The following is a 25,861-nucleotide window of genomic DNA, read 5'->3' as shown; positions in this document are numbered from 1 at the left end:
GAGTTGACGATCCGCCGCGGAAGGTCCGTTCGGCTCAGCCGGCGGTGCCCGGGGCGGTGATCACCCGGGCGGCGACGCCGTGCCCGCCGAGCACCGCATCGCCGGTCGGTCGCCCGGCGAGGCGCGCCGCGAGGAACCCCGCCGCGAATGCGTCTCCCGCGCCGGTGAGGTCGCGCGCGCCGGGAACCGGTGCGACCGGGACCTCGGCGACGAGGGTGCCGCCCTCGAACACCTGCGTCGGCTCGGGTCCGTGCTTCACGACGATCGTTGCGGTGATCGACCCGGGCCCGGGCCCGGGCCCGGGCCCGAGCCCGAGCAGGGCCGCCTCGGTCTCGTTCGCGAAGAGCACGTCGGGGGCGAGCGAGGCGAACAGGTCGAGCACCTTCGGAACCCCGAGCCCGGCGAGCAGGCCCGTCGACGACGCGTCGATCGAGACGCCGGCTCCGTGCCGACGTGCCTCGCCGATGAGCGCGAGCACCGCCGAGCGTGCCGGCTCGAGCTCGAAACCGTAGCTCGGCACATGCAGCCATGAGACGCCGTCGAGCCAGGCGGGGTCGACCGTCTCGAGCAGGGCCGACGCCCCGCGATCGGGGAACATCGTGCGTTCGCCCGCCGGATCGACGATGACGACGACGGCGCCCGTCGTGCCGTGTCGCTGCACCCGGACCTCGGCGCCGCACCCCTCGAGTGCTGCGACCAGCGCGTCGCCCGCGGCGTCGGGCCCGACGCAGCCGATGAACCGGGTCGGCACGAGCGGTGCGGCGAGTGCGGCGACGTTCGCGGCGCTGCCGCCACGAGTGCGGAACACCCGTGCCGCCGTGTCGGTGCCGTGCCGCACCGGCTCGGAGGTCCAGACGACGACGTCCTCGACGAGGTCGCCGACGACCGCGAGGAGCGGCGGGGCCGAGGCATCCGCCCGCTCAGCCGGCGAGCTCACGCGCGATCTCCGCCCCGAGGGCGACGTTCGCCCGATACAGCTCGAGGTTGACCTCGAGGCTCTCTCCGCCGGTCGCCCGCTGGAACCGGTCGAGCAGGAACGGCGTCGTGTCGTGGCCCGTCACTCCTGCGGCCTCGGCTGCCGCGAGCGCCTCGCCGAGCACCCGGTCGTGCAGCGCCGGATCGAGCTGCCGGTCGGCCGCGATCGGGTTCGCGACGAGCACGGCCGCCCGCTGCCCGAGCTCGTCGCGCGCCCGGGCGAGCGCTGCGGCCTCTGCGGGGGAGTCGACCCGGTAGTCGAGGGCGAATCCCGAGTCGGCGACGGTGAAGGCCGGAAACCGGGTGGTGCGGTAGCCGACGACCGGCACGCCGAGCGTCTCGAGCCGTTCGAGCGTCGCGCCGATGTCGAGGATCGACTTCACTCCGGCGCTCACGAGCGTGATCGGCGTCTCGGCGAGCACGGGCAGGTCGGCCGACTCGTCGAAGCTCTCGGCGGCGCCGCGGTGCACGCCGCCGAGTCCGCCGGTCGACATCACCCGGATGCCGGCGCGGTGCGCGAGCCAGGCCGTCGCTGCGACCGTCGTGCCCGCGTCGAGCCCCTTCGCCCGAGCGATCGGCAGGTCGCGCACGCTCGCCTTCACCACCTCGGCGGCCGTGCAGAGCCGCTCGATCTCGCCGCGGGAGAGGCCGACGACCGCGACGCCTTCGACGACGCCGATGGTCGCCGGTACGACGCCGGCGGCGCGCACCTCGGCCTCGCTCCGCAACCCGACCTCGAGGTTGCGCGGCTGCGGCAGGCCGTGGGTGAGGATGGTCGACTCGAGGGCGAGCACCGGCCTCCCCTCGTCGAGGGCGGCGCGCACCTCGTCGGACACGCGGATCGCGGCGGGCAGGGTGGGGTGCACGTCGGCGGGCATGCCGCAATGCTAGGCGCGGCGCCCGATCCGGCGGGGACGCCTCGCCCAGGGCGCACGCTCGGCTCTGTTGCCGCGTGTGACGGCCCGCCGGGACATCCGCACCCGCCGCGCGTATCGTCGCCTGCACGAACCGACCACGAGGAGCCCTCATGTCGCACCGCGAGCCGCACGCCGTCACCGAGCCCCGCACGGGCGCGGTCATGGGCATGCGCGGCTGCGAGCGGGCGCACGAGTGCTCGAGCGACCGCCCGGGCCATGGGCTGCACGCGATGCAGCTCCGCCTCTCGACGGCGACGCCCTCGAAGTGGGTCGACGCGATCGTCACGGCAGTCGACGGCGACGGGTTCGCGACGCTCGCCGCGATCGACGGCGGCGGAACGCGTCGCGTCTGGCACCACGACGCGTTCGCCGGCACGCTGCGGCTCGGCGACCCGGTCGCCGTGCACGCGGTGTACGGCGTGCTCGCGGCGGGCGGGCAGCGCTTCAGCGTCGCGGAGTAGCGCAGGGTTCCGAGGGCTCGCTGCGCTCGCCCCCTTCGACCGCAGGGGGTCACGCCATGGGCATCGCCCCGCTCATCGAACTCATCATCTTCTCCATCGCCGCGACGCACTGATCGCATGCCATCGCGCACATGCGGCAGTGCTCGCTCATGTCGGCGTGCTGCATGCACTCGGCCGAGCAGGCGCGGCACATCAACACGGTCGCCTGCATCATCGACGTCATCACCTGCAGGTCCATGCCGCGCATCCGCAGCATCATGCGCATCATCGTGTCGCAGACGTCGGCGCAGTTCGCGCACATGCCGGCGCACCGGCCCATGCCCTCGCCCGCGTCGGCATCGGCGCACATGAGGCACGCCTGCATGCACGCGGAGAGGGCCTCCATACACTCCTGCATCATCGCGGCGTCCATGCCCTGCATCGGCATCTCCGTCGACGACATCGCGTCCTTCATCATGTCCATCGTCATGTTCACCTGCGCACCCGTCCGCCCCGGGCGGCCGAGCGCCGACGGTGCCGGCTGGAGCGGTTCGGCGGCCCTGATGCGGGCCATGCTACGCCGGGCGCCACCCTGCCAGAAGGGGCCGGGCGTGACGTTCTCGTGACGCTCGCGTGACGGTGTCCGAGTACGACGGAGGGCGGACGCCTCTGCCCGCGCGCGGCGAGGGGAGCGGCATCCGCCCTTCGGCGACCGAGATGCCTACAGCACCGCCGACGACTCGAGCCCGGCCTCGTCGAAGTCGACGTCGCGGGTCTCCTTCGAGACCAGCAGCGCGACGAGCGTGAGCACGCCCATGACCGAGAGGTAGACGCCGACCCAGAACGGGCTGCCGCCGCCGGCGCCCCAGAGCGCGGTGCCGATGAACGGCGCGACGGCGGCGCCCAGGATCGACGACACGTTGTACGAGATCCCCGAGCCGGTGTAGCGGACGTTCGTCGGGAACAGCTCGGGCAGCAGGGCGCCCATCGGGCCGAAGGTCATGCCCATGAGCGCGAAGCCGATGATGAGCCATCCCATGACGCCCGCGAAGCCGGCCGAGAGCAGCGGCACCCAGAGCAGCCCGAAGACGATGATCGCCGACGTGACCCAGATGAGCGTCTTGCGACGGCCCCAGCGGTCGGCCCACGGGCCCGAGAGCATCGTGAAGATGCCGAAGAACACGACGCCGCCGATGAGCATGAGCACGAAGGTGTTGTACGCGTAGCCGAGACCGGGCACGGGGGCGTCGCCGGGCTTCGTGCCGTAGCCGAGCGAGAAGGTCGTCATCAGGTAGAAGAGCACGTAGGTCGCGAGCATGAAGAACGTGCCGAGGATGAGCTCCTTCCAGTAGCTCTTGAACACGCTTGCGAGCGGCAGCCGCTGGAGCTTGCCGCGCTTGGAGGCGTTGGCGAACGCCGTCGACTCGACGAGGCGGAGCCGCACCCACAGGCCGACGATCACCATCACGGCCGAGAAGAGGAAGGGGATGCGCCAGCCCCATTCGAGGAACTCGGTCGACGGCAGGGCGGAGTTCGGGTCGTCCGACGGCAGCAGCGCCGCGATGATGAGGAACAGGCCGTTCGCGATGATGAAGCCGATCGGCGCGCCGAGCTGCGGGAAGGTGCCGTACCAGGCGCGTTTGCCCTTCGGGGCGTTCTCGGTCGCGACGAGCGCCGCCCCCGACCATTCGCCGCCGAGCGCGAAGCCCTGTGCGAGGCGCAGGATCACGAGGAGGAGCGGTGCGAACCAGCCGACCGCGGCGTAGGTCGGCAGCACGCCGATGAGGAACGTCGCGATGCCCATCGTGAGCAGTGCGCCGACGAGCGTCGCCTTGCGACCGACCCGGTCGCCGAGGTGGCCGAAGAAGACGGCGCCGAGCGGGCGGGCGACCATGGCCGCGCCGAACACGGCGAACGACGCGAGCAGCGCCGTCGTCGGGTCGCCTGCCGGGAAGAACAGGTAGGGGAAGACGAGCACGGCCGCGGTCGCGTAGACGTAGAAGTCGTAGAACTCGATCGTCGTGCCGATGAGGCTGGCGAGGACCACGCGACTGCGTGGATTGGCGGGTGCTGCTGCTGCGGCCGTGGCCGCTGACGACGACGACATCGTTGCGAAGACTCCAAGGGTGATGCGGGTGACGCTGCACTCGGGCACGTCGGTCTGGCGCTCAGCCTGGGGCAGTGATGGAATCGTCGCTTGTGGCAACCCGGATACGATACGGCAGGGGTGCCTCGCCACCCCGCGATCGGGGGTGATCGGGGCCCCTCGCTGCGACGAACGGCGGTGATCGTGCGACGAACGGCGTCGGTCGGTCGGCCGAGGAGGGCCGAAGCGTCGGGTCCGAAGCCACCGCCCCGAGCCATCCGCCTCAACCGAAGGATCGACGCGTTGGGAGCCTCGGCCTCGTTAGGCTGAGCCCATGGATACCCTCTTCAGCGTTCTGCACGTCACCGCGGCCGTCTTCATCGTGGGCCCGATGGCCATCCTGCCGATGACGGCGATGCGCGCGGTGCGCGCCGGAAACGGCGCACAGGTCGCCACGCTCGCGAAGTCGACGATGATCTTCAGCTGGCTGTCGCTCGTCGTCTTCGTGTTCGGCTTCGGCGCGATGAGCATGGCGCCCGACGAGTACGACCTGTCGGTGACCACGCCGTGGATCCTCTGGTCGATCATCCTCTACGTCGTGGCCTTCGGCCTCAGCCTCTTCGTCGTCGTGCCCGCCATGAACAAGGCCGCCGCGGCGCTGCAGCCGAGCGGTGCGGATGCCTCGGGCGCGGCGACCGCCGAGGGCAAGGGCTACCCGGCGATCGCGGCCGGCAGCGGCATCGTCTCGCTGCTGCTCGTCGCGGTCGTCGTGCTCATGGTCTGGAAGCCGTAGGCCTCAGAGCGCGCGCAGCGCCCTCGCCGTCGCGATGGCGGCCTCGGCCGCCTCGCGGCCCTTGTCCTCCTTCGAGCCGGGGAGACCTGCGCGATCGAGCCCCTGCTGCTCGTCGTCGAGGGTGAGCACGCCGAAGCCGACCGGCTTGCCCGTGTCGATGGCGACGCGGGTGAGCCCGTCGGTCGCGGCCGACGACACGTACTCGAAGTGCGGCGTCCCGCCGCGGATGATCACGCCGAGCGCGACCACGGCGTCGGCGCCGGCCTCGAGCGCCGCCTTCGAGACGACCGGAAGCTCGAAGCTGCCCGGCACCCGTACGAGCGAGTAGTCGGCGCCGGCGCCCTCGAGCGTGCGCGTCGCACCGGCGATGAGGCCGTCGGTGATCTCGTCGTGCCAGCTGCCGGCGACGATCACGACCTTCAGGCCGCTGCCGTCGATGTCGAGGGTGGGGGATCCCTGTCCGCTCATGATGCGTGTCCTTCCAGGAGGGCTTCAGCCGCGGCATCCGCGAGCTGCTGGTCGTCGATGGCGTGGCCCATGCGGGACGCCTTGGTCTCGAGGTACCCCTGGTTCACCGCGCCGACGCCGACGACGAGCGGCAGTCGCTCGGTCACGTCGATGCCGTGCGCGGTGAGCTGGCGCACCTTCTCGGGGTTGTTGGTGAGCAGGCGCACCCGCTCGATGCCGAGGTCCGTGAGGATCGCGGTCGCGGACGAGTAGTCGCGGGCGTCGATCGGCAGGCCGAGCGCGACGTTCGCGTCGAGCGTGTCGAGGCCCTGCTCCTGCAGCCGGTAGGCGCGCAGCTTGTTGATGAGGCCGATGCCGCGGCCCTCGTGCCCGCGCAGGTACACGACGACGCCGCCGCCCTGCCGGATGGTCTGCAGCGCCGCGTCGAGCTGCGGGCCGCACTCGCACTTCAGCGATCCGAATGCCTCGCCGGTCAGGCACTCCGAGTGCACGCGCACGATCGCGCCGGCCGGATCGGCGGCGGGGTCGCCCGCGATGATGGCGACGTGGTCGGCGCCGGTGCCGCGGTCGCGGTACGCCCGCACGCGGAAGTCGCCGTGCACGGTCGGCAGCGTCGTCTCGACCTCGAAGGCGACGGGCGAGGACTCGGGCACGGCGGCCGCGGCCGCCGAGTCGAGGTCGTCGCCGTCGTGCCACTCCCGCAACCAGTCGATGAGCGCGGCGACCGTCGTCACGGGAAGCCCCTCGCGCTCGCCGAGCGCGATGAGGGCGGGCAGGCGCATCATCTCGCCGTCGTCCTCGACGAGTTCGCCGATGACGCCGACGGGGGAGAGGCCGGCGAGGCGCATGAGGTCGACCGCGGCCTCCGTGTGACCGGCGCGCTCGCGCACGCCGCCGTCGACGGCACGCAGCGGAAGGATGTGGCCGGGACGGACGAGCCCCTCGGGGATCGACGACGGGTCGGCGAGAACTCGCAGAGTGTGCGCGCGCTCGGCCGCCGAGATGCCCGTCGAGTTGCGGTCGGCGGCGTCGACGGAGACCGTGTACGCGGTGCCGCGCAGGTCCTCGTTTCGCTCGACCATGAGGGGCAGCGACAGCCGGTCGGCGACGGAGTTCGGCATCGGCGCGCACAGGTAGCCGCTCGTGTGCCGCACCATCCACGCGATCCACTCCTGGGTCGCGAACTCGGCGGCCATGATGGCGTCGCCCTCGTTCTCGCGGGCCTCGTCGTCGGCGACGATGACGGGCTTGCCGGCGCGCAGCGCGTCGAGCACTTCGGGGATCGTGGCGAGGCTCATGCCGCACCTCCTTCGCGGGTCGGTGCGGACTCGGGCGTCCGAGCGGGTTGAGGATCACCGGGCCGCGTCTCGAAGCCCACCGACGAGGGCAGGGTGCGGTGGTCGCCGAACCGCAGCATGCGCGCCACCTGCCGCGCCACGATGTCGGTCTCGATGTTGACGAGGTCGCCGACCTCGCGCTCGCCGAGCGTGGTGGCGGTGAGCGTCTCGGGGATGAGCGAGACCTCGAACCAGTCGCCGTCGGCGTCGGCGCCGACGCTCGACACCGTGAGCGAGACCCCGTCGACCGCGATCGATCCCTTGTCGACGACGAGCGGCGCGTGCTCGGGGTCGAGCGAGAACCGCACGTAGCGCCACGCCTCACCGGGGCGGACCTCGAGCACCCGTGCGGTGCCGTCGATGTGCCCCTGCACGATGTGCCCGCCGAGGCGGTCGCCGACGCGTGCGGCGCGCTCGAGGTTGACCGCGAGGCCCTCGTGCGCGCCGTCGAGGGTCGACATCGCGAGCGTCTGCGCCATCACGTCGGCCGTGAAGCCCTCGTCGTCGAAGTCGACGACCGTGAGGCAGACGCCCGACACCGAGATCGAGTCGCCGTGGGCCACGCCCTCGACCGCGAGCGGGCCGCGAACGGTGAGGCGGGCGGCGTCGTCGGTGCGTTCGATGCGCGTGATGCGGCCGAGCTCCTCGATGATTCCGGTGAACATGTCAGTTCCCTCCAGGGTGGGTGGTCGGGTGGGCGACGAGCAGCACGTCGTCGCCGAGCCGCTCGACGGCGGCGAAGCGGAAGCGCCTGGCGTCGGCGATGGTGGGGATGCCGAGATCGCCGACGGCGAGCCGCGGGCCGCCGAGCAGCGCCGGCGCGACGTAGACGAGAAGCTCGTCGACGAGGTCGGCGGCGAGGAGCGCGCTCGCGAGCGTCGGCCCGCCTTCGACGAACAGCGAGCGGATGCCTCGGCGCTGCAGCTCCTCGAGGTCGGCGGCGAGATCGTCGCCGGTCGGGAAGATCGGCGGGTTGGGGTGCCGACGCACGGCGGCGTCGGCGGGGACGGCGCGGTGCCCGAAGACGACCGGCACGGGCTGCGCCTCGAGGAGGTGCCCGCGGTCGTCCCGCGCCGTGAGCGACGGGTCGTCGGCGAGCACCGTGCCGGTGCCGACCGCGATCGCGTCGGCCGCGGAACGACGTCGGTGCACGTCGGCGCGGGCGCCGGCACCCGTGATCCACTGGCTCGTGCCGTCGGCCGCCGCGGCCCGGCCGTCGAGGCTCGCGGCCCACTTCACGATCACGCGGGGGCGATGGCGGCGGGCGGCGAAGAGCCAATCGTCGAGCATGGCCTCGACCTCGTCGGCGAGCACGCCGGGCACGACCTCGACGCCGGCCGCGCGGAGCCGGTCGGCACCGCCTGAGGAGTGGTCGCCGGGGTCGGCGACCGCGTAGACGACACGTGCCACGCCGGCCTCGACGAGGGCGACCGCGCAGGGGCCGGTGCGCCCGGTGTGGTTGCAGGGCTCGAGCGTCACGACGGCTGTCGCGCCACGGGCGGCGCCGGGCGCGAGCTTCGAGAGCGCGTCGACCTCGGCGTGCGCGGTGCCTGCGCCGCGGTGCCAGCCCTCGGCGAGGATCTCGCCGGCGGGGGAGAGGACGACGCAACCCACCCGGGGGTTCACGCCCCTGGCCGGGCCGAGCTCGGCGAGCTCGAGGGCGCGGCGCATCGCCGAGGCATCCGCCCCGTGCTGTTCATCGACCGTCGTCATTCCCTCGTCCTGTCCGAGGCTCCGGGAATGCTCGGGTCGCCGCGGTGCGATCACCGCGGAGCCGGCCGCGCGCACGGCGCCGCCGACACGTGCCGCCTCCCATCCGGACTTTCACCGTCGGTACCGGATTTCCACCGGTTCAACCGTTCGCGTCGACCTCTCGATCGAACGCGCCCGGCTCGCGGACTGTCACCGCCGGCTCGGAATTACACCGACCCCGGAGCACGTTTCTCGTGTTCGATCATAGGTCAACGCCCGCGGGCCCGGACTATTCCCGCTCCTCAGCCCGCGGTCGGCTCCACCAGCGCCCGCGCCGTGCCCTCGTCGACGATGAGGTCGGTGATGAGCCCGGCGGCGAGCGCGCCGCGCAGGCTCGCGAGCTTCGCGCGGCCGGCGACCACGCAGATGCGACGGGGGGCGTGCCGCAACACCGAGAAGTCGGGGCCGGTCGCACGTTCGTTCAGCGCGATTCCGTCGGTCGAGCCGTCGGCACGGTAGAAGACCGTCGCCACGTCGCCGACGGCGCCGTCGCGGCTCAGCCCCTCGTAGTCGGCCCGCTCGAGGTAGCCGCCCTGGTAGACGTGGCTCGGCACCTCGGCGAACGGCGAGCCGATGCCGAAGAGCGCGAGGTCGAGCCGGCCCTGGAGCTCGAGCAGGCGCCGCGTCGAGCGCTCGCGCCAGAACGCCTGCTTCGTCGCGGGGTCGTCGAAGAAGGCCGGCACCGGGAACTGCTGCACGCGGGCGCCGAACGCGTCGCCGAAGCGGCGCAGCAGCTCGCTCGCGTAGACGATGCCGGTCGTGCGCACGTTGCCGGCGCCGTTGAGCTGCACGATCTCGGTGTTGTGGGTGGCCTTCGGCACGAGGTGGCGGCTCATCGCCCCCATCGTCGAGCCCCAGGCGACGCCGACGAGCTGGTTCGAGTCGACGAAGCGGCCGAGAATCCGTGCAGCCGAGAGCGCGACGCGGTCGAGGCGGTCGACGTCGCTCGCATGGTCGGGCACCGGGATGACGTGGGCCGAGACCTCGAAGCGCTCGAGGATCTCCTGTTCGATGCGGCTCGGAAGGTCGAGCGGCGAGTGGATCGAGATCTCGACGAGCCCGCTCGCCCTGGCGTGGCTGAGCAGGCGGGAGACCGAGGATCGCGAGGTGTGCAGCTCGTGCGCGATCGCATCCATCGTGAGGTCCTGCATGTAGTACAGGTGCGCCGCGCGCAGCGCGTCCCGGGTCTTGCCGGGCACGGCCTCGTCGGCGTCCACCGTCGCGAGGAGTTCCTTGTCGATCATCCGTCCACCTTGCACATATGTTCACGCGGCTTGCAAGTTCGTGCTGCCGTGTTCACGATGTATTCATCCACACCCGGCAGGCTCGTGCAAGCCCGCCGTTCGCTCCCGAGAGGACAGTGATGTCAGCGCAATCGATGAACCGGAACCGCCGGCAGCCCGCACCCGCAGGTGCCGTCTCGGCCCGCGAAGCGGTCGCACGCCTGCGCGAGCGCCCGCAGGCCGCGGTGCTCGTGATCGGCGGCGGCATCAACGGCATCGCGACGTTCCGCGATCTCGCACTGCAGGGCGTCGACGTCGTGCTCGTCGAACGCGGCGACTTCGTCTCGGGGGCGTCGTCGGCGTCGTCGCACATGATCCACGGCGGCATCCGCTACCTCGAGAACGGCGAGTTCCGACTCGTCAAGGAGTCGGTCGAAGAGCGCAACGGACTCATCCGCATCGCCCCGCACTACGTCAAGCCGCTCGAGACGACGGTGCCGATCTTCTCGACCTTCTCGGGCGTCCTCTCGGCCCCGCTGCGCTTCCTGACCCACAAGTCGGGCAAGCCCACCGAGCGCGGGGCCGCCCTCATCAAGACCGGCCTCACGATCTACGACGCGTTCTCGCGCGACGGCGGCGCGGTGCCGCGGCACCGGTTCCACGGTGCGAAGCGCTCGCTCGCGGAGCTGCCGGCGCTGAACCCCGGCGTGAAGTACACCGCGACGTACTACGACGCGAGCATGCACGACCCCGAGCGGCTCGCCCTCGACGTGCTGTTCGACGGCCTCGCCGCGGGCCCCCTCGCCCGGGCGGTGAACTACGTCGAAGCGATCGGCCACGACGGGGCGGGCGTGCGCCTGCGCGACACCACGACGGGCGAGGAGTTCTCGGTCGCGGCCGACGTCGTCGTCAACACGTCGGGTCCGTGGACCGACCTCACGAACGCCGACCTCGGCGAGGAGACCCGGTTCATGGGCGGCACGAAGGGCTCGCACATCGTGCTCGACCACCCAGAGCTCCTCGCCGCGACCGCCGGCCGCGAGATCTTCTTCGAGCACGAGGACGGCCGCATCGTGCTCATCTACCCGCTCAAGGGCCGGGTGATGGTCGGCACGACCGACCTCGAGCACGACATGCGCGAACCCGCGATCTGCACCGAGGAGGAAGTCGACTACTTCTTCGACCTCATCGCGCACGTTTTCCCAGCGATCCGAGTCGACCGGTCGCAGATCGTCTACCGGTTCTCGGGCGTGCGCCCGCTGCCCCGGCACGACGACACGCAGCCCGGGTTCGTCTCGCGCGACTACCGCATCGAACGGGCGGATGCCTCCGGCCGGCCGGGCACGACCGTGCTCAGCCTCGTCGGCGGCAAGTGGACGACCTTCCGGGCGCTCGCCGAGCACCTCTCGGGCGAGGTGCTCGCGCTCCTCGGCGGCGAGCGGGTCGTGTCGACGAAGGGACTCGCGATCGGCGGCGGCGCGGGATACCCGGCGACCGACGACGCGCGACGCGTCTGGCTCGTCTCGCACGGCGACGAGGTCGGCCGCGCCCGTGCCGAGGAACTGCTCGAGCGCTACGGCACCCGGGCTGCGGCCTATCTCGCCGACATCGAGGGCGAGCCCGAGACGCCCCTGGCGCACCACGACGGCTACAGCCGGAACGAGATCGCCTGGCTCGCCCGAAACGAGCGAGTCGTGCGTCTGCAGGACGTCGTGCTGCGGCGCACGAGCCTGGCCTTCACGGGTTCGCTCACCGCGCCGCTGCTCGACGAACTCGCCGCGGTCGTCGGCGCCGAACTCGGATGGCCGGCCGGGCGCATCGCGGCGGAGGTCGCAGCGACCGCGTCGCTGCTCGCCGAGCGCCACGGGGTGGAGCTGGGGGTCCCGGCGCCGGTCGAGTAGGCGCACAGCGCCGTGTCGAGACGACGGCGACGTGGTCTCGATACGCGCTCTCCTCCGTCGAACGCTCCTCGACCGACGGGTGCCGGAATCTGCACGGATGTGCACGCGGAAACGCCTCGCACCGGCCATTCCGGCGGGTACGTTTCATCGGGGCCGAATGCGGCCCGTTGCTCGGAACGGGCGGATGAGGCATCCGCCCCGCCTCTTGAAAGAAGGTCAACGTGGACAATCTCGGTCTCGTCTTCCTCTCGGAAGTCGTCGGCACCGCACTGCTCGTGCTGCTCGGCTGCGGCGTCGTCGCCAACGTCGCGCTCGCGAAGAACAAGGGTCACAACGGCGGCTTCCTGATGGTGAACATCGGCTGGGGCCTCGCCGTCTTCGCCGGCGTCATCGTCTCGTACGCCTCGGGCGCGCAGCTCAACCCCGCCGTCACGCTCGGGCTCGTGGCGAACGGCGCCCAGGAGTTCGGCTCGGGCGTGCCGGTCAACGTCGTCTCGGTGCTCACCTACATCGGCGCCCAGATGGTCGGCGCGTTCATCGGCGCGGTGTTCTGCTGGCTCGCGTACAAGCAGCACTTCGACGCCGAGCCCGAGGCCGGCAACAAGCTCGGCGTGTTCTCGACCGGCCCGGCGATCCGCTCGTACGGCTGGAACCTCGTGACCGAGATCATCGGCACCTTCGTGCTGGTGTTCGTCATCATCGGCTTCACGAACGGCGGAACCCCGGCGGAGCTCGGGGCGATCCCCGTGGCGTTCCTCGTCATCGGCATCGGCGCCTCGCTCGGCGGCCCGACCGGCTACGCGATCAACCCGGCCCGCGACCTCGGCCCGCGCATCGCGCACGCCCTGCTCCCGATCAAAGGCAAGGGCGGATCGGACTGGTCCTACTCGTGGGTGCCGGTCGTCGGCCCGATCATCGGCGGCATGCTCGCCGGGTGGGCCGCGCTCGTGCTGCTCCCCGTCCTCGGCTGACGCCGAGGCCTCCGCACCCACCAACATCACCACCATTCACTGACAGCAACGGAGTTCTCAGATGGCTGACTACGTCCTCGCGATCGACCAGGGCACCACCTCGTCGCGCGCGATCATCTTCGACAAGGCCGGATCGATCGTCTCGACCGGGCAGCTCGAGCACGAGCAGATCTTCCCCCGCGCGGGCTGGGTCGAGCACGACCCGGCCGAGATCTGGCGCAACACCGGCGAGGTGATCGGCCAGGCGCTCGGCAAGGTCAACCTGACCCGGCATGACATCGCCGCGGTCGGCATCACGAACCAGCGCGAGACCACGGTCGTCTGGGACCGGACGACCGGCGAGCCCGTCTACAACGCGATCGTCTGGCAGGACACCCGGACGCAGCCCATCGTGGACCGGCTCGCCGCCGACGGCGGCGTCGAGCGGTTCAAGGCGAAGGTCGGCCTGCCGCTCGCGACCTACTTCTCGGGCACGAAGGTCGTCTGGATCCTCGACAACGTCCCAGGGGCTCGCGAGAAGGCCGAGGCGGGCGACCTGCTGTTCGGTACGACCGACACCTGGGTGCTGTGGAACCTCACCGGCGGCGTCGACGGCGGCGTGCACGCGACCGATGTCACGAACGCGAGCCGCACGATGTTCATGGACCTCGAGACGCTGCAGTGGGACGACGAGATCCTCGCCGCCTTCGGCGTGCCGCGCTCGATGCTGCCCGAGATCAAGAGCTCGTCCGAGGTGTACGGCGTCGCGAACGAGCACTCGCTGCTCCGCGAAACCCCGATCGCGGGCATCCTCGGCGACCAGCAGGCCGCCACCTTCGGCCAGGCCGCGTTCGCGACCGGCGAGGCGAAGAACACCTACGGCACGGGCAACTTCCTGATCTTCAACACGGGCGAGGAGATCGTCCACTCGAAGAACGGCCTGCTCACGACGGTGGGCTACAAGCTCGGCGACGCGCCGGTGCACTACGCCCTCGAAGGCTCGATCGCGGTGACCGGTTCGCTGATCCAGTGGCTGCGCGACAACCTCGGCCTCATCTCGTCGGCCGCCGAGGTCGAAGAACTCGCGAAGTCGGTCGAGAACAACGGCGGCGCCTACTTCGTGCCCGCGTTCTCGGGCCTGTTCGCCCCGTACTGGCGACCCGACGCGCGCGGTGCACTCGTCGGCCTCACCAGGTTCGTCAACAAGGGCCACGTCGCACGGGCCGCCCTCGAGGCGATCGCGTTCCAGACCCGCGACGTCATCGAGGCGGTCAACGCCGACGCCGGCGTCGACCTCACCGAGCTCCGCGTCGACGGAGGCGCAACGGCGAACGACACGCTGCTGCAGTTCCAGGCCGACATCCTGGGCGTGCCCGTGGTGCGTCCGGTCGTCGCCGAGACGACCGCCCTCGGCGCGGCCTACGCGGCCGGTCTCGCCGTCGGATTCTGGTCGAGCCTCGACGAGCTCGCGCAGAACTGGCAGGAGGACAAGCGCTGGACGCCGTCGATGGACGACGCCGAGCGCGAGCGCCTCGACCGCAACTGGAAGAAGGCCGTCTCGAAGACCCTCGACTGGGTCGACGACGACGTCATCTGACGTCGAATGCCCCCACCGCAGGTTACGGTGGGTTCTCGGGCCGAGCGCATGGGGGTGCGCTCGGCCCTCTCTCGTACGCGCGCGCACGAGGGTCGCGAGCGCCGCCCGCCGGAACGGGGGATCAGTCGACGGCGGGGTCGAGCCGCGCGCCGAGCACGGGCGCGAGCTCGTCGAGCGATGCGATCTCGATGACGCCGGCATCGGCAGCGGCCTCAGCGTCGGCGGCATCGGGCCGCGCACCGGTGCGATTGAGCCAGACGCCGACGAGCCCGGCACGGGCGGCACCGATCGCGTCGGTGACGAGGCGGTCGCCGACGTACGCGGCGCGGCCGACCGGGCCCGCCTCGCCGAACCGGGCAACCGCGAGTTCGAAGATCGCGGGATCGGGCTTCGCGACGCCGACGTCGCCGGAGGCGATCACGAGCTCGAAGCGCTCGCGCAGCCCGAGCCGGTCGAGCTTCGTCAGCTGCAGGTCGAGCTCGCCGTTGGTGATGACACCGAGTCGGACTCGGGGCAGGGCGGTCGCGACGGCGTCGAGCGCCGGCAGTGCGTCGTCGTGCAGCGACCAGGATTCGCGGTAGCGCTCGAAGTACCGCTCGAACCAGGCGCTCGCCGCCAGGTCGTCGAGCTCGTCGTCATGGGCGAGGGCGAAGTCGCGTGCCCGTGCCCGGCGCTGCCCCTCGTAGGTCGCCCGACCGGCGAGGTATTCGTGGTAGTGCTGCTCTTCGAGTTCGTGCCAGAGGCGTTGCGCCGAGACGTGGTCGCCCGTGTATGCCCGCTCGCGCATGTGCAACACGATCGCCATGGCGACCGCCTCGCGATGCGCCATGAGCGTGTCGTCGAGGTCGAACAGCACGAGCGGTGCGGCCCCGGTTCGCGGAGCCGTGCTCGGGTCGTCGATCGAGGTCATGCCCCGTCGCCGAGGAGCGGCGCCCAGCTCGAGGGCGCGTCGGCCTCGGGTGTCGGACCGCGCTCGCCAGACCAGCCCGGCAGGTCGACGCCGTCGCGGCCGGGCACGGTCGTCGACCCGGTCGTGGTGTTGCGGAACCCGGCGGCCCTCGCGACCATCGCCGAGGCGATGTTGCCCCGGTTCGCGCGCCACGTGACGGGGTCGGTGCCGGCGAGTCCGACGAACGCCCAGTCGCAGACGGCGATCAGGGCTTCGGTCATGTACGCCGAACCGCGGTGGTCGGCACCGAGCCAGAAGCCGACCTCGCGCGCCTTCGTGCGGAGACCGATCACACCCATCAGCGGGCCACCCGACTCGGTGCGGATGGCCCAGGTCAGCTCGGTGCCGGCCTGCCACGCCTCGGGTACATACTCGTCGAGGAATCCCCGGGCGTGCGACTCGGTGTACGGCCAGGGCGTCGTGAGGAACTGCTCGAAGATCGGGTCTTGGCAGTAGCGGGCGACACGCTCGGCGTCGGCCGGCACGGGCAGGTCGAGCACGAGCCGGGGAGTCTGCAGCGTGACGGGGCGCACGTCAGCCCTTTCGCACGAAGCCGACGCGGTCGTAGACCTCGCGCAGCACCTTTTGTGCGCGTTCGGCTGCCCGGTCGGCGCCGATCGCCAGCAGGCGATCGAGCTCGGCCGGGTCTTCGAGGAGCTCGAGCGTGCGGGCGCGGATCGGCGTGAGCCGGTCGACGACGATCTCCGCGAGGTCCTTCTTCAGGTCGCCGTAGCCGCGCCCGGCATACCGGTTCTCGATCGCGGCGATCGACTCGCCCGAGATCGCGGCGTAGATGTCGAGCAGGTTCGAGATACCGGGCTTCGCCTGCGGGTCGTAGCGGATCTCGCGCTCGGCGTCGGTGACCGCGCTCTTGAACTTCTTCGCGGTGACCGCTGGGTCGTCCATGAGCTTCACGAGCCCGGCCTCGGAAGCGGCGGACTTCGACATCTTCGCCGTCGGGTCCTGCAGGTCGTAGATGCGCGCCGACTCCTTCGGGATGAACGCCTCGGGCACGACGAAGGTCTCGCCGTAGCGCGAGTTGAAGCGGCCGGCGAGGTCGCGGGTCAGCTCGAGGTGCTGGCGCTGGTCGTCGCCGACGGGCACGAACTGCGTGTCGTAGAGCAGGATGTCGGCGGCCATCAGCACCGGGTAGGTGAAGAGCCCGACCGTCGTGGCGTCGGCGCCGTACCGGCTCGACTTGTCTTTGAACTGCGTCATGCGGCTCGCCTCGCCGAAGCCGGTCATGGTGCCGAGCACCCAGGCCAGCTCGGTGTGCGCGGGCACGTGCGACTGCACGAAGAGCGTCGAGCGCTCGACGTCGACGCCGGCGGCGAGGTACTGGGCGGCGGTGCGGCGCACGTTGTCGTGGAGCGCCTTCGGGTCCTGCTGCACGGTGATCGCGTGCAGGTCGACGACGCAGTAGATCGGGTCGTACTCGTCTTGCATCGCGACCCAGTTGACGAGCGCACCCAGGTAGTTGCCGAGGTGGAGCGAATCGCTCGAGGGCTGCATGCCCGAGAAGACGATGGGGCGGGCGGAGTTCATGTATCGGTCCTCAGAGAAGAAAAGTCAGATGGCGTAGTCGACGACGACGGGAGCGTGGTCGGACCATCGCTCGTCGTAGGCGGCCGCACGGTCGACGACGTACGCGGCGACGGTGTCGGCGAGCGCCGGGGTCGCGAGGTGGTAGTCGATGCGCCAGCCGGTGTCGGTGTCGAAGGCCTTGCCGCGCTGCGACCACCACGTGTACGGACCGGGCACCTCGCCCGCGTCGCGGCGGCCGACGTCGACCCAGCCGAGCCCGGCGCCGGCGTTGTACGCATCGTCGCCCTCGGCGCCGATGAACCGGTCGAAGTAGGCGCGCTCGGTGGGCAGGAAGCCGGCCTTCTTCACGTTGCCCTTCCAGTTCTTGATGTCGAGCGTGCGGTGGCCGACGTTGAGGTCGCCGACGACGACGGCGAGCTCGGAGTGGGCGGCGAGCTCGGGCAGGCGCTGCTCCATCGCATCGAGGAACTTGTACTTCTCGACCTGCTTCGGGGTGCCGTCTTCGCCCGAGTGCACGTAGGCGCTCACGACCGTGATCACGCGGTCGCCGACCTCGTAGTCGGCCTCGAGCCAGCGGCCGGCGCTGTCGAAGTCGGCGGCACCGAGCTCGACGCGGTGGATGTGGGCCCGGCGACGGCTCGCGATCGCCACACCGGCCCGGCCCTTCGCGGTCGCGGGGTCGTGCAGGATGTCCCATTCGTCGCCGAGCAGGCCCTGCAGGTCTTCGGTCGAGGCGCGCACCTCTTGGAGCGCGAGGATGTCGACGTCGCGACCGGCGAGCCAGTCGCCCATGCCCTTGCGGAATGCGGCACGCACTCCGTTCACGTTGACGCTGGCGAGACGGAGGGGCTTCGCAGAGGGCATGTCCTCGATCCTACGGGAGCCCTCCGACGTGCTTCGTCGTCGGTGCGCCGTCGTCCATCGCCTCGAGGTCGGCGAGGTCCTGCTCGGCACGCGCGAGCCGGCGCTTGGCGCCGAACTGCTCGAACCAGTTCGCCGAGGCCGTCTCGTTGCGGGCCTCGCGCACGCGGACGCGCGCCGCCGTGAGCAGCGCTTCGCGCTCGCGCTGGCGCGCCTCGGCTGCGAGCTGCTCGGCCGACACCACCCGCAGGCTCTCGTTCGCGTCGGAGGCCTCGACCGCGATCCAGCTCGCGGCGACGAGGATCACGATGCTCGTGAGGTGGAACCAGAGCAGGAGGCCGACGAAGACGGCGAAGGTCGCGAGGAGGGGATTGCTCGTGACACCAGACACGAGGAGACCGCTCAGCATCTGCATCGCCGACAGGGCGGCCGAGCCGAGCAGCGAACCGACCCACATGCGCTTCCACGGCATCGCGGCGCCCGACAGGAATCGGAACATGACGGCGAGGGCGAAGGTGTCGATGGCGAACACGACGAGGAGCGTGCCGAGCTGCACGCTGAACGCCTCCCAACCGTCGGCGTAGGGCAGGTTCAGCGCGTCGAAGACGGAGCTGATGAACGACGTCGTCGCGACCGAGAGCACCGATGCGAAGATCAGGATCGCCCCGAATGCGAGGCCGGCGAGCAGGTCGCGCGCCTTCAGCAGCACGTAGGCCCTGGTGTCCTTCGGCAGGCCGAAGATGCTGCGCACCGCAGTGCGCGCGTACGTGATCCACCCGATGGCGGTCCAGATGAGGCCGATGACGGCGATCGCACCCGTCCACCCGAGCACACCGCTCGACTGCTCGACGATCGCGTTGAGGTCGTCGCTGGAGATCACGCCGGTCGTGTCGGCGTCGCCGATCAGGCCCGGTGCATAGGTGTTGACGAGCTTGACGAGCGCGGCGAGCGTGTCGGGGTTGCTCGTGAGCCAGAGCCCCGCGACGGCGAAGAGCACGTAGACCGCGGCGAACACCGCGAACAGCGCCTGGTAGCTGAGGCCGGCGGAGAGCAGGAACCCGTTGCGGGCGAGGAAGTGCCGCCACACGCGTACCGGGAAGAGCGCCATCGTCTTCCGGGTGAGCGTCGACACCGTGCTGATCGGCTCTTCGAAGCGGTCGAGGATCGGCTGGCTGATCGCGTCGAACCGCTCCTTCGCGCTGGGCCCCGCATCGGAGGTCGCTCCCGGCTCGGCGGCGTCCGCCTGCTCGTCGCTCGGACCGGCGGCGGCCCCGCCCTTCGGCGTCGTCCTGCCGCGACGTCGGGGGGTTCGCTCACTCACGGTCCCAACGATAGCGAGCCGCACGCCCGCGGCCTCGCACGGCTCGTCCGACACGGTGGACGCCTCGGCCGAGGCCGCTCAGGGACTGCACTGAGGCGGCCTCCGCGTGTACCCCGAAATCGCCACATTCTGTACCCCGACTTCGGGGGGTCAGACATGAGGATCCCTTGAAAACGGGGGACAGGCCGAGGAACATCGGCCGGGCCGACCCGAAGGCCGAGCCGGTCGAACCAGCACGAGATGAGCGAAGCCATGCAACAACGCAGGAGAACCCGACCCGAGCACCGTAGGGGTGTTCGGGGGACAGCGAAGCGGAACCTCGGCGGCCTCGTCGCCGTCGTCGTGACCGGTGCGCTCGTGTTCGCCGGAGTCCCGGCGATCGCCTCAGCCGACGAGCCCGTCGCTCCCACTGCCGCGGCGAACGACGCGGGCATCGAGGCGGCCGTCGCCGCTGCCGGCGATTCCGCCGCAGACCAGGCGGGGACCGACACGAGCGACCCGGCCCCCGACCCGTCGGCGGAGCCGTCGCCGGCCGCGCCCGCGGACCCGGGATCCGGGCCGGCCGGAGGACCCGAGCCGGCACCGGAACCCGAGACGGCGCCCGGGCCGTCGCCCGCGGAAGAGCCGGAACCGGCGCCGGAACCCGCTCCGGCCCCCGGTGCGGAATCGCCGCCCGGTACCGCGCCGCCCGCCGTCGAGACGCCGTCCCCGGCCGAGGCGACGACCACGCCGCGGGCGAAGGCGGCCACGCCGGCCGACTGCGCGTCGATCCCGATCGCGAACGACGACCGCAGCGCGCGCGACGACTGCCTCGCGAAGCAGCCCGGTCTCCGCGCCGCCGCAGCGGCTCTGGGCGCCACGGCGACGAACCCCGACCTCCAGCCGAGCTGCGGCATCGACATCGCGCTCGTGCTCGACAAGTCGGGATCGATCGGCGGCGACGGCATCGCGAACCTCACGTCGGCCGCCGACGCGTTCACGACGGCGCTCGTCGACACCGGCTCGCAGGTGTCGGTCACCGCGTTCGACCAGGACGCCACGGTGCTCCTCGGCGCGACCGACCTTACGAGCGCGAACCTCGCGGCCGTCCAGGGGTCGTACGCAGGCCTCACGAGCGACGGCTGGACGAACTGGAAGCGCGGCCTCGAGGTCGCCCACGGCACGTTCGGCGGCTTCGACGATGCCGTCGAGCTGACCGTGATGATCACCGACGGCAACCCGAACACGGTGGACCCGTCGATCGGCGGCGAGTTCCCCGACGGCTCGGCCGCGGCGCTCGACCCCGCGATCGCCGAGGCGAACTCGATCAAGGCCGCACCGTCGCACCTCTTCGGCATCGCCGTGGGCAGCGACCTCGACCTCGACCCGATCCGTGCGATCACGGGCGACGACGGCTACGCCGGCGACCTCGCGAGCGCCGACCACGTCGTGACCGCCGACTACGGCACGCTCGGCGCGCAGCTCAAGCAGATCGCGTTCGAACTCTGCGGCGGTTCGGTCTTCGTGCACAAGGAGATCGCCGGTCAACCGACCGCCGGCTGGGAGTTCTCGACCGACGACGCCGCGGTGGCGCCGTCGTCGCAGACGACCGACGGCAGCGGGGCGACCGCCGCGTTCGAGGTCACCGGCTTCACGACCGATGCGCGCACGGTCGAGTTCTCCGAGGAGGACCGGCCCTTCCACCACCGCACGAGCGTGGTGTGCCAGGACGCCGACGGGCCGCTGCCGGTCACCCTCGTCGGCGACCTCGGCTGGCGAGTCGAGGTCGGCATCGAGGCGATCGTGCACTGCAACGTGGTGAACGAGCTCGAGGCGCCGGTCTGGCGCGTCACGAAGAGCGCCGACCCGCCGAGCGGAACGGCCGTGGAGCCGGGCGACGAGATCGAGTACACGCTCGCGATCGAGCACGTCTCCGGTCCCGCCGCGACCGACCTCGAGATCTTCGACGACGTGTCGCAGCTGGCGCCGTACGTCGACTTCGACGGGTTCGTCGGTGCACCGCCCGTCGTCGAGTCGAGCTGGAACGTGCTGCACCCGGGGCGCCTCTTCCTGAAGCTCGCCTCGCTCGAGCCCGGTGAGACGCTGCAGGTCGCGTATCGCGTCGTCGTGTCCGACGACACGGCGCCGGGAGCGGTGCTGCGCAACCACGTCCTCACGAACTGCCCGGGCGGGGGGCCGGTCATCGTCGGTCCCGACGAGCCAGATCCCGTGGCCGACGAGTGCGTGACCGAGCATCCGACGCCCGGATTCGTGCTGTGGAAGACGAGCGATCCCGCCGACGGGCTCGTCGAACCCGGCGAGACGATCGAGTACACGCTGCACGCGTGGAACTTCTCGCAGGCCGAGGTGGAGGGCGCGACCGCGGTCGACGACCTCGCCGACGTGCTCGACGACGCGGCGCTCACCGAGCCGCTCGACCCGTCGCTGACGCTCGACGGCACGAGCCTCGAGTGGGCGGTGCCGACGCTGGCGGTCGGCTCCGGCGAGGCCACGGTGTCGTTCGAGGTCACCGTCGACGAGAATGCCTGGAACGCCGACCTCGTCAACGTCGTGACCCCCGAGGCACCGGGCATCTGCCCGACGGAGGGCGAGGGCGGAGCACCGCCGGTCCTCGTCGAGCGGCTGGACGGCTCGTCGTCGCGCTCGCCCGAGGCATCCGTCGCCGCCGTGCCTGAGGTGACCGACTGCACGACCGGGCACCGCACGCCGAACGTCGACCTCGCGGTCGCGAAGACCGCGACGACGGCCGACGGCGACGCGGTCGACTCGGGCTCGACGCCGCCCGACGTCGTCTCGTACGAGGTGGTCGTCGAGAACCTCGGCGAGGATCCCGCGTACGGCGTCGAGGTGACGGACGCGCTGCCAGAGGGCGTGGTGTTCTCGGCCGGGTCCGAGGTCGTGGCGACGGCGCCGCCGGGGGAGGAGGCCGACTGGACGATCGACGACTCGATCGACGGCGAGCTGACCTTCCGGTACGCCGGCCCCTTCGCGCCCGGCGACACGGCGACGATCACGTTCGACGTCGAGGTCGGCGAGCTCGAGCAGCCCGACCCGACCGTGCCGATCCCCGATCTCGTGAACACGGTCTGCGTGTTCAGCGGTCCGATGCCGGCACCCGAGCCGCCGGCACTCGTCGCCGCGCTCGACGTCGTCGGCCCCGGGGCCGATGGGCCGAGCCGCGATGCGAACCCCGAGAACGACTGCGACGACGCCTCGACACCGGTCAAGTCGATCGCGCTCGACGGCGCCGCGCAGTGCGTGAACGACACGCCCTGGTTCGAGTACTCGGTCACGCCGGTGAACGTCGACGCGCCCGAGGTCGTCCTCATCTGGTGGACGGCCGACGCCTTCGCGGCGCACGACCCGTCCATCGACGCGGGCGACGAGGCGGCGATCCTCGCCGACGGGGCGTCGCAGGTCGACGACCTCGAGGTGCCCGACGACTGGGCGCCGGGCGACGCCATCGAAGGCCGGCAGCTCTGGCCGGGTGCGGCGATCGACGAGAACGGCGACCCGATCGCCTGGCCGGGCTGGACCGAGCTGGCCGACGGCTCGTGGGTGCTCGACCCGGAGGCGCCGTTCTACGACCTCCGAGACGAGGCCGTCGTCGAGATCCGCATCAACCCGTCGACCGACGTGATCACGGTGTACCCGCCGGCCACGCCGAACTGCACCGCGGCCCCGCCCGAGAACGAGGCGCCGCCCGTGAGCCCCGAGCAGCCGTCGACCCCGTCGTCGATGGCCGCGACCGGTATCGACCCCGCGGGCCTGGTGTCGGGCGCCCTCGCCCTGCTCGTGCTCGGCGCGCTCGGCGCCGCTGCCGCGCGGGTGCGATCGCGCCGGGCGGACGGCGCGTGAGCGCCGCCTGATCGGGCAGGGGATGCCTCGGTGCGACGCGCGCCGAGGCATCCCCTCTTCAGGGCACAAAAGCTGAGGAATCCTTGTCGGTGATGCGACGGGCGGCGCACACTGGCAGTGCTGACCCGTAACCCGAGCCGGCTCCGTACCCGATGTCAGGAGCTGTCATGTACCGTCATCCGCCTGCCCACCGAGCAGCCCGACCCGGAGGCGGGGGCGTGCGCGCCGCGCTCGCCGCCGTCACCGTGGGCGCACTCGTGATCTTCGGCGCCCCCATGGTGGCCGCCGCCGACGAGGCGCCCCCAGCAGAGCAGACCGTCGCGACCGCGACCGAGGCGCCCGCCGCCGAACCCGCACCGGCCCCAGAGGCGGAGGCGCCCGCCCCGGCGCCCGAGGTGGAAGCGCCTGCGCCGGCCGAGGAGCCGGTCGCCGAGCCGGCGCCCGAACCCGCACCGGAACCCGCGCCGGAACCCGCGCCGGTCGCCGAACCCGAGGCGGCGGCGCCGGTCGTCGACGCCCCGGCCGAGGAGGCACCCGCGGCCACGGCTCCCTCTGGCGACGCGCCCGCGGCGCGCTCGCTCGCGCCGGCCGCCGACGACGAGAACGGCGGACCGCCGGTCACGACGATCCCCGAGTGGAACGACCACGTCGCGATCTGCCATGCGACCGCGAGCGAGTCGAACCCCTACGTGTTCATCAGCCCGAGCGTCCGGTCGATCATCGATCCGAACGGCGACCCGAGCGATCCGTACTCGGGAGGTCACGCGCACTCGACCCATCAGGAGCTGCAGGACATCATCCCGGTGTTCGACTACTACGACGATGACGACGTGCTGCAGCACTTCCCCGGCCTCAACACCACGAAGACCGAGCTGACCGAGGAGGACTGCAACCCGGCCCCGCCGACGATCCAGCTCTTCGCCGAGGTGTGCACCGAGGTCGGCGGCACGCCGCCGGCGCTGAAGGTCGCGCTGCTCGGCCTGCTGCTGAACTTCGACTACACGATCACGGTGTTCGTGTCCGGCACCGACGACGTCGTCGCGACGTTCGACTTCACCGACCCCGACGGCGCCCTCGACCACGACTTCCAGCTCCCACCGGGAACGTACGACGTGGTGCTGCATCGCGAAGGCGACGACCCCGAGAACGACCTGCAGAAGACGGTCACCGTGAACCCCTGCCCGACGGCGCCCGTGCCGCACTGGCTCCTCCAGAAGTGGTCCGAGCCGGTCGACGGGGCGACGGTCGAGCCCGGTGACGTCATCACCTACACCCTCCAGGCCTACAACGACTCGGATGCCGTCGTGACCGGGGCGCAGGCGTTCGACGACGTCTCGGACGTGCTCGACAACGGCACGCTCGGCGTCCTGCCCGCTGGGCTCACCGGACCGGTCGGCGATGTGCTGACCTGGAACATCCCCGACCTCGAACCGGGGGCGACCGCGACCGTGTCGTACACGGTGATCGTCGGCGCTGATTCCGCAGGCACGCTGCTGCACAACGTCGTCAGGCCCGGGCCCGGCGGCGAGTGCCCGACCGACGACTCGATCGTCGTCGACGACGACCCGTGCGTCGTCGACCACCCGGTGATCGACATCGACCTCGTCCTCGTCAAGGACGAGGCGACCGAGAACGACGAACCCGTCGACTCGGGCGAGGACGACGTCATCACCTACACGCTGACGATCACCAACGAGGGGGATGACCCGGCGTACCGCAGCCTCGTCACCGACACGCTGCCCGACGGCGTCACGTACGTCGACGGTTCGGCCGTCATCGCGCCCAACCCGGGCGAGTGGGACCCGGTCGAGGTGGCGGACGGCGTGCTCACCGTCCAGCACAACGGCTGGATCAACCCGGGCGACGTCATCACGATCACGTTCGAGGTCACCGTCGGCGAGCTCTCTCAGCCCGCGTCCGACCAGCCGATCCCCGATCTCGTGAACGGCGCGTGCGTCGCGAGCGAGCAGTACCCCGACCCCGAGGTGCCCGAGATCGCCGCCGCAGCCGAGGCCGAGGCATCCGAACCCGGATTCGACTCGAACCCCGACAACAACTGCGACGACGCCGAGACGCCCGTGAAGTCGATCGGCCTCGTCGGGCTCGCCCAGTGCGTGAACGACACCCCGTGGTTCACGTACGAGATCACGCCGTTCAACATCGACGACCCGAGCGCGAACCCGATCTCGCTGATCTGGTGGACCCCGGAGGCGTTCGCGAGCCGTGATCCGTCGATCCCCGCCGACGACGTCGCGGCACTCCTCGCCGACGGCGCCTCGCAGGTCGATCCGATCGCCTATCCCGACGGGTGGGTGAGCGGCGAGACGATCTCCGGACAGCAGCTCTGGCCGGGCGCGGCGATCGACGAGAACGGCGACCCGATCGCCTGGCCGGGCTGGACGCAGCTCGCCGACGGCACCTGGGTGCTCGATCCGAGCGCACCGTTCTACGACCTGCGGTCGCTGGCGGTCGCCGAGATCCGCATCAACCCGTCGAACGACGCCGACGTGGTCTACCCGCCGCCGACGCCGAACTGCAACGCGGCGCCCGACCAGCCGACGCCGCCGACGCCCCCGTCGACCCCGTCGTCGACCCCGCAGGGGCTCGCCGAGACCGGCGTCGAGACCGGCCTGATGCTGCCGTTCGCGGTGCTGCTGACGGCGATCGGGGCCGCGGCGATCGCGCGCGGCCTGCGCCGTCGTCGCGAGAGCTGAACCACTGGGTGCGGATGCCTCGTCGGGAGCGATCCCGGCGAGGCATCCGTCGTTCGTGCAACGACCGGATTCGGGGGACAGGCCGTTCCGGGTGCGACCTGTCGCGGGCGAATCATCCGGATGCATCGAATATGTACCCCGTTTCGAGGAATTCCGGCCGAAATCTGTACCCCA

21 protein-coding genes and 1 riboswitch are annotated in these 25,861 nt (G+C 71.4%); of the genes, 7 read left to right on the top strand and 14 right to left on the bottom strand.

Translation table 11 applies throughout. From position 1 onward, the window contains the following. Positions 1–34: 34 nt before the first annotated feature. Both ACFWGP_RS14315 and ACFWGP_RS14310 read right to left on the bottom strand, forming a co-directional pair. Complete coding sequence (locus ACFWGP_RS14315) at positions 35–937, bottom strand: carbohydrate kinase family protein (RefSeq protein ID WP_376931195.1); 903 nt, start codon at positions 935–937, stop codon at positions 35–37. Continuing rightward, positions 921–1,853, bottom strand: coding sequence for a pseudouridine-5'-phosphate glycosidase (locus tag ACFWGP_RS14310; RefSeq protein ID WP_376931194.1), 933 nt, complete (start codon positions 1,851–1,853; stop codon positions 921–923). Before ACFWGP_RS14310 ends, ACFWGP_RS14315 begins: the two co-directional genes overlap by 17 nt. Before the next feature lie 149 nt (positions 1,854–2,002). On the opposite strand from ACFWGP_RS14310, the gene ACFWGP_RS14305 reads away from it, so the two are divergent. After that, complete coding sequence (locus ACFWGP_RS14305; protein ID WP_231431660.1) at positions 2,003–2,353, top strand: hypothetical protein; 351 nt, start codon at positions 2,003–2,005, stop codon at positions 2,351–2,353. Between the two features lie 49 nt (positions 2,354–2,402). On the opposite strand, the gene ACFWGP_RS14300 is transcribed toward ACFWGP_RS14305, so the two are convergent. Together ACFWGP_RS14300 and ACFWGP_RS14295 are read right to left on the bottom strand one after the other, a co-directional pair. Then, complete coding sequence (locus ACFWGP_RS14300) at positions 2,403–2,774, bottom strand: aldehyde dehydrogenase (RefSeq protein WP_231431659.1); 372 nt, start codon at positions 2,772–2,774, stop codon at positions 2,403–2,405. A gap of 279 nt (positions 2,775–3,053) precedes the next feature. After that, on the bottom strand, positions 3,054–4,439 hold the full coding sequence (locus ACFWGP_RS14295; RefSeq protein WP_231431658.1) for an MFS transporter: 1,386 nt from the start codon (positions 4,437–4,439) through the stop codon (positions 3,054–3,056). A 313-nt stretch (positions 4,440–4,752) separates the two neighbouring features. Between ACFWGP_RS14295 and ACFWGP_RS14290 the strand changes: the two genes are divergently transcribed. Beyond that, positions 4,753–5,211 (top strand): DUF2269 family protein, encoded by a 459-nt coding sequence (locus ACFWGP_RS14290; RefSeq protein ID WP_376931193.1) that lies wholly within the window; start codon positions 4,753–4,755, stop codon positions 5,209–5,211. Between the two features lie 3 nt (positions 5,212–5,214). On the opposite strand, the gene ribH is transcribed toward ACFWGP_RS14290, so the two are convergent. The 5 genes from ribH to ACFWGP_RS14265 all read right to left on the bottom strand — a co-directional run bounded on the left by ribH (position 5,215) and on the right by ACFWGP_RS14265 (position 10,012). Beyond that, a complete protein-coding gene (ribH, locus tag ACFWGP_RS14285; protein WP_231431656.1) occupies positions 5,215–5,679 on the bottom strand; it encodes a 6,7-dimethyl-8-ribityllumazine synthase in 465 nt (154 codons plus the stop codon). Continuing rightward, entirely contained in the window at positions 5,676–6,977 is a 1,302-nt protein-coding gene (gene ribA, locus ACFWGP_RS14280; protein ID WP_275506545.1) for a GTP cyclohydrolase II, read from the bottom strand. The genes ribH and ribA overlap by 4 nt, the downstream gene beginning before the upstream one ends. After that, on the bottom strand, positions 6,974–7,681 hold the full coding sequence (locus ACFWGP_RS14275; RefSeq protein WP_231431654.1) for a riboflavin synthase: 708 nt from the start codon (positions 7,679–7,681) through the stop codon (positions 6,974–6,976). Before ACFWGP_RS14275 ends, ribA begins: the two co-directional genes overlap by 4 nt. Before the next feature lies 1 nt (position 7,682). Further along, on the bottom strand, positions 7,683–8,729 hold the full coding sequence (gene ribD, locus ACFWGP_RS14270; RefSeq protein WP_376931192.1) for a bifunctional diaminohydroxyphosphoribosylaminopyrimidine deaminase/5-amino-6-(5-phosphoribosylamino)uracil reductase RibD: 1,047 nt from the start codon (positions 8,727–8,729) through the stop codon (positions 7,683–7,685). 85 nt (positions 8,730–8,814) lie between these two features. After that, positions 8,815–8,959: riboswitch (FMN riboswitch) on the bottom strand. A 51-nt stretch (positions 8,960–9,010) separates the two neighbouring features. Then, positions 9,011–10,012 carry a sugar-binding transcriptional regulator gene (locus ACFWGP_RS14265; protein ID WP_231431652.1) on the bottom strand — a complete coding sequence of 334 codons (1,002 nt, stop codon included), beginning with the start codon at positions 10,010–10,012 and terminating at the stop codon, positions 9,011–9,013. A 134-nt stretch (positions 10,013–10,146) separates the two neighbouring features. Between ACFWGP_RS14265 and ACFWGP_RS14260 the strand changes: the two genes are divergently transcribed. The 3 genes from ACFWGP_RS14260 to glpK all read left to right on the top strand — a co-directional run bounded on the left by ACFWGP_RS14260 (position 10,147) and on the right by glpK (position 14,439). Next, a complete protein-coding gene (locus ACFWGP_RS14260) occupies positions 10,147–11,892 on the top strand; it encodes an FAD-dependent oxidoreductase (protein ID WP_376931258.1) in 1,746 nt (581 codons plus the stop codon). A 221-nt stretch (positions 11,893–12,113) separates the two neighbouring features. Next, positions 12,114–12,863, top strand: coding sequence for an MIP/aquaporin family protein (locus ACFWGP_RS14255; RefSeq protein ID WP_231431651.1), 750 nt, complete (start codon positions 12,114–12,116; stop codon positions 12,861–12,863). A 61-nt stretch (positions 12,864–12,924) separates the two neighbouring features. Then, positions 12,925–14,439: a glycerol kinase GlpK gene (gene glpK, locus ACFWGP_RS14250; RefSeq protein WP_376931191.1), complete on the top strand. Its 1,515-nt coding sequence runs from the start codon at positions 12,925–12,927 to the stop codon at positions 14,437–14,439. 121 nt (positions 14,440–14,560) lie between these two features. Here the strand turns inward: glpK and ACFWGP_RS14245 are convergent, their stop codons facing one another. The 5 genes from ACFWGP_RS14245 to ACFWGP_RS14225 are packed head-to-tail and all read right to left on the bottom strand — an operon-like array spanning position 14,561 to position 19,115. Beyond that, positions 14,561–15,349 carry an HAD family hydrolase gene (locus tag ACFWGP_RS14245; protein WP_231431649.1) on the bottom strand — a complete coding sequence of 263 codons (789 nt, stop codon included), beginning with the start codon at positions 15,347–15,349 and terminating at the stop codon, positions 14,561–14,563. Further along, entirely contained in the window at positions 15,346–15,921 is a 576-nt protein-coding gene (locus ACFWGP_RS14240) for a GNAT family N-acetyltransferase (RefSeq protein ID WP_231431648.1), read from the bottom strand. The genes ACFWGP_RS14245 and ACFWGP_RS14240 overlap by 4 nt, the downstream gene beginning before the upstream one ends. Before the next feature lies 1 nt (position 15,922). Next, on the bottom strand, positions 15,923–16,933 hold the full coding sequence (trpS, locus tag ACFWGP_RS14235; RefSeq protein ID WP_231431647.1) for a tryptophan--tRNA ligase: 1,011 nt from the start codon (positions 16,931–16,933) through the stop codon (positions 15,923–15,925). Between the two features lie 24 nt (positions 16,934–16,957). After that, entirely contained in the window at positions 16,958–17,797 is an 840-nt protein-coding gene (locus ACFWGP_RS14230; protein ID WP_275506546.1) for an exodeoxyribonuclease III, read from the bottom strand. 10 nt (positions 17,798–17,807) lie between these two features. Continuing rightward, positions 17,808–19,115 (bottom strand): YihY/virulence factor BrkB family protein, encoded by a 1,308-nt coding sequence (locus ACFWGP_RS14225; RefSeq protein WP_275506547.1) that lies wholly within the window; start codon positions 19,113–19,115, stop codon positions 17,808–17,810. 342 nt (positions 19,116–19,457) lie between these two features. On the opposite strand from ACFWGP_RS14225, the gene ACFWGP_RS14220 reads away from it, so the two are divergent. Together ACFWGP_RS14220 and ACFWGP_RS14215 are read left to right on the top strand one after the other, a co-directional pair. After that, entirely contained in the window at positions 19,458–22,973 is a 3,516-nt protein-coding gene (locus ACFWGP_RS14220) for a VWA domain-containing protein (RefSeq protein ID WP_376931190.1), read from the top strand. 218 nt (positions 22,974–23,191) lie between these two features. Beyond that, positions 23,192–25,687 carry a hypothetical protein gene (locus ACFWGP_RS14215; protein ID WP_376931189.1) on the top strand — a complete coding sequence of 832 codons (2,496 nt, stop codon included), beginning with the start codon at positions 23,192–23,194 and terminating at the stop codon, positions 25,685–25,687. Positions 25,688–25,861 lie beyond the last annotated feature (174 nt).

The sequence above is a fragment of the Agromyces sp. NPDC127015 genome (assembly GCF_042725165.1).
GTDB lineage: Bacteria > Actinomycetota > Actinomycetes > Actinomycetales > Microbacteriaceae > Agromyces > Agromyces chromiiresistens.
Note: the sequence above shows the minus strand (reverse complement) of the source record. Positions and strands in the feature narration are given on the sequence as shown.

Excerpts from the sequence above, each read along its gene's own strand:
- ACFWGP_RS14310 (WP_376931194.1), bottom strand. The coding sequence starts at position 1,853 with ATGCCCGCCGACGTGCACCCCACCCTGCCCGCCGCGATCCGCGTGTCC.
- ACFWGP_RS14305 (WP_231431660.1), top strand. The coding sequence starts at position 2,003 with ATGTCGCACCGCGAGCCGCACGCCGTCACCGAGCCCCGCACGGGCGCG.
- ACFWGP_RS14300 (WP_231431659.1), bottom strand. The coding sequence starts at position 2,774 with ATGCAGGGCATGGACGCCGCGATGATGCAGGAGTGTATGGAGGCCCTC.
- ACFWGP_RS14295 (WP_231431658.1), bottom strand. The coding sequence starts at position 4,439 with ATGTCGTCGTCGTCAGCGGCCACGGCCGCAGCAGCAGCACCCGCCAAT.
- ACFWGP_RS14290 (WP_376931193.1), top strand. The coding sequence starts at position 4,753 with ATGGATACCCTCTTCAGCGTTCTGCACGTCACCGCGGCCGTCTTCATC.
- ribH (WP_231431656.1), bottom strand. The coding sequence starts at position 5,679 with ATGAGCGGACAGGGATCCCCCACCCTCGACATCGACGGCAGCGGCCTG.
- ribA (WP_275506545.1), bottom strand. The coding sequence starts at position 6,977 with ATGAGCCTCGCCACGATCCCCGAAGTGCTCGACGCGCTGCGCGCCGGC.
- ACFWGP_RS14275 (WP_231431654.1), bottom strand. The coding sequence starts at position 7,681 with ATGTTCACCGGAATCATCGAGGAGCTCGGCCGCATCACGCGCATCGAA.
- ribD (WP_376931192.1), bottom strand. The coding sequence starts at position 8,729 with ATGACGACGGTCGATGAACAGCACGGGGCGGATGCCTCGGCGATGCGC.
- ACFWGP_RS14265 (WP_231431652.1), bottom strand. The coding sequence starts at position 10,012 with ATGATCGACAAGGAACTCCTCGCGACGGTGGACGCCGACGAGGCCGTG.
- ACFWGP_RS14260 (WP_376931258.1), top strand. The coding sequence starts at position 10,147 with ATGAACCGGAACCGCCGGCAGCCCGCACCCGCAGGTGCCGTCTCGGCC.
- glpK (WP_376931191.1), top strand. The coding sequence starts at position 12,925 with ATGGCTGACTACGTCCTCGCGATCGACCAGGGCACCACCTCGTCGCGC.
- ACFWGP_RS14245 (WP_231431649.1), bottom strand. The coding sequence starts at position 15,349 with ATGACCTCGATCGACGACCCGAGCACGGCTCCGCGAACCGGGGCCGCA.
- trpS (WP_231431647.1), bottom strand. The coding sequence starts at position 16,933 with ATGAACTCCGCCCGCCCCATCGTCTTCTCGGGCATGCAGCCCTCGAGC.
- ACFWGP_RS14230 (WP_275506546.1), bottom strand. The coding sequence starts at position 17,797 with ATGCCCTCTGCGAAGCCCCTCCGTCTCGCCAGCGTCAACGTGAACGGA.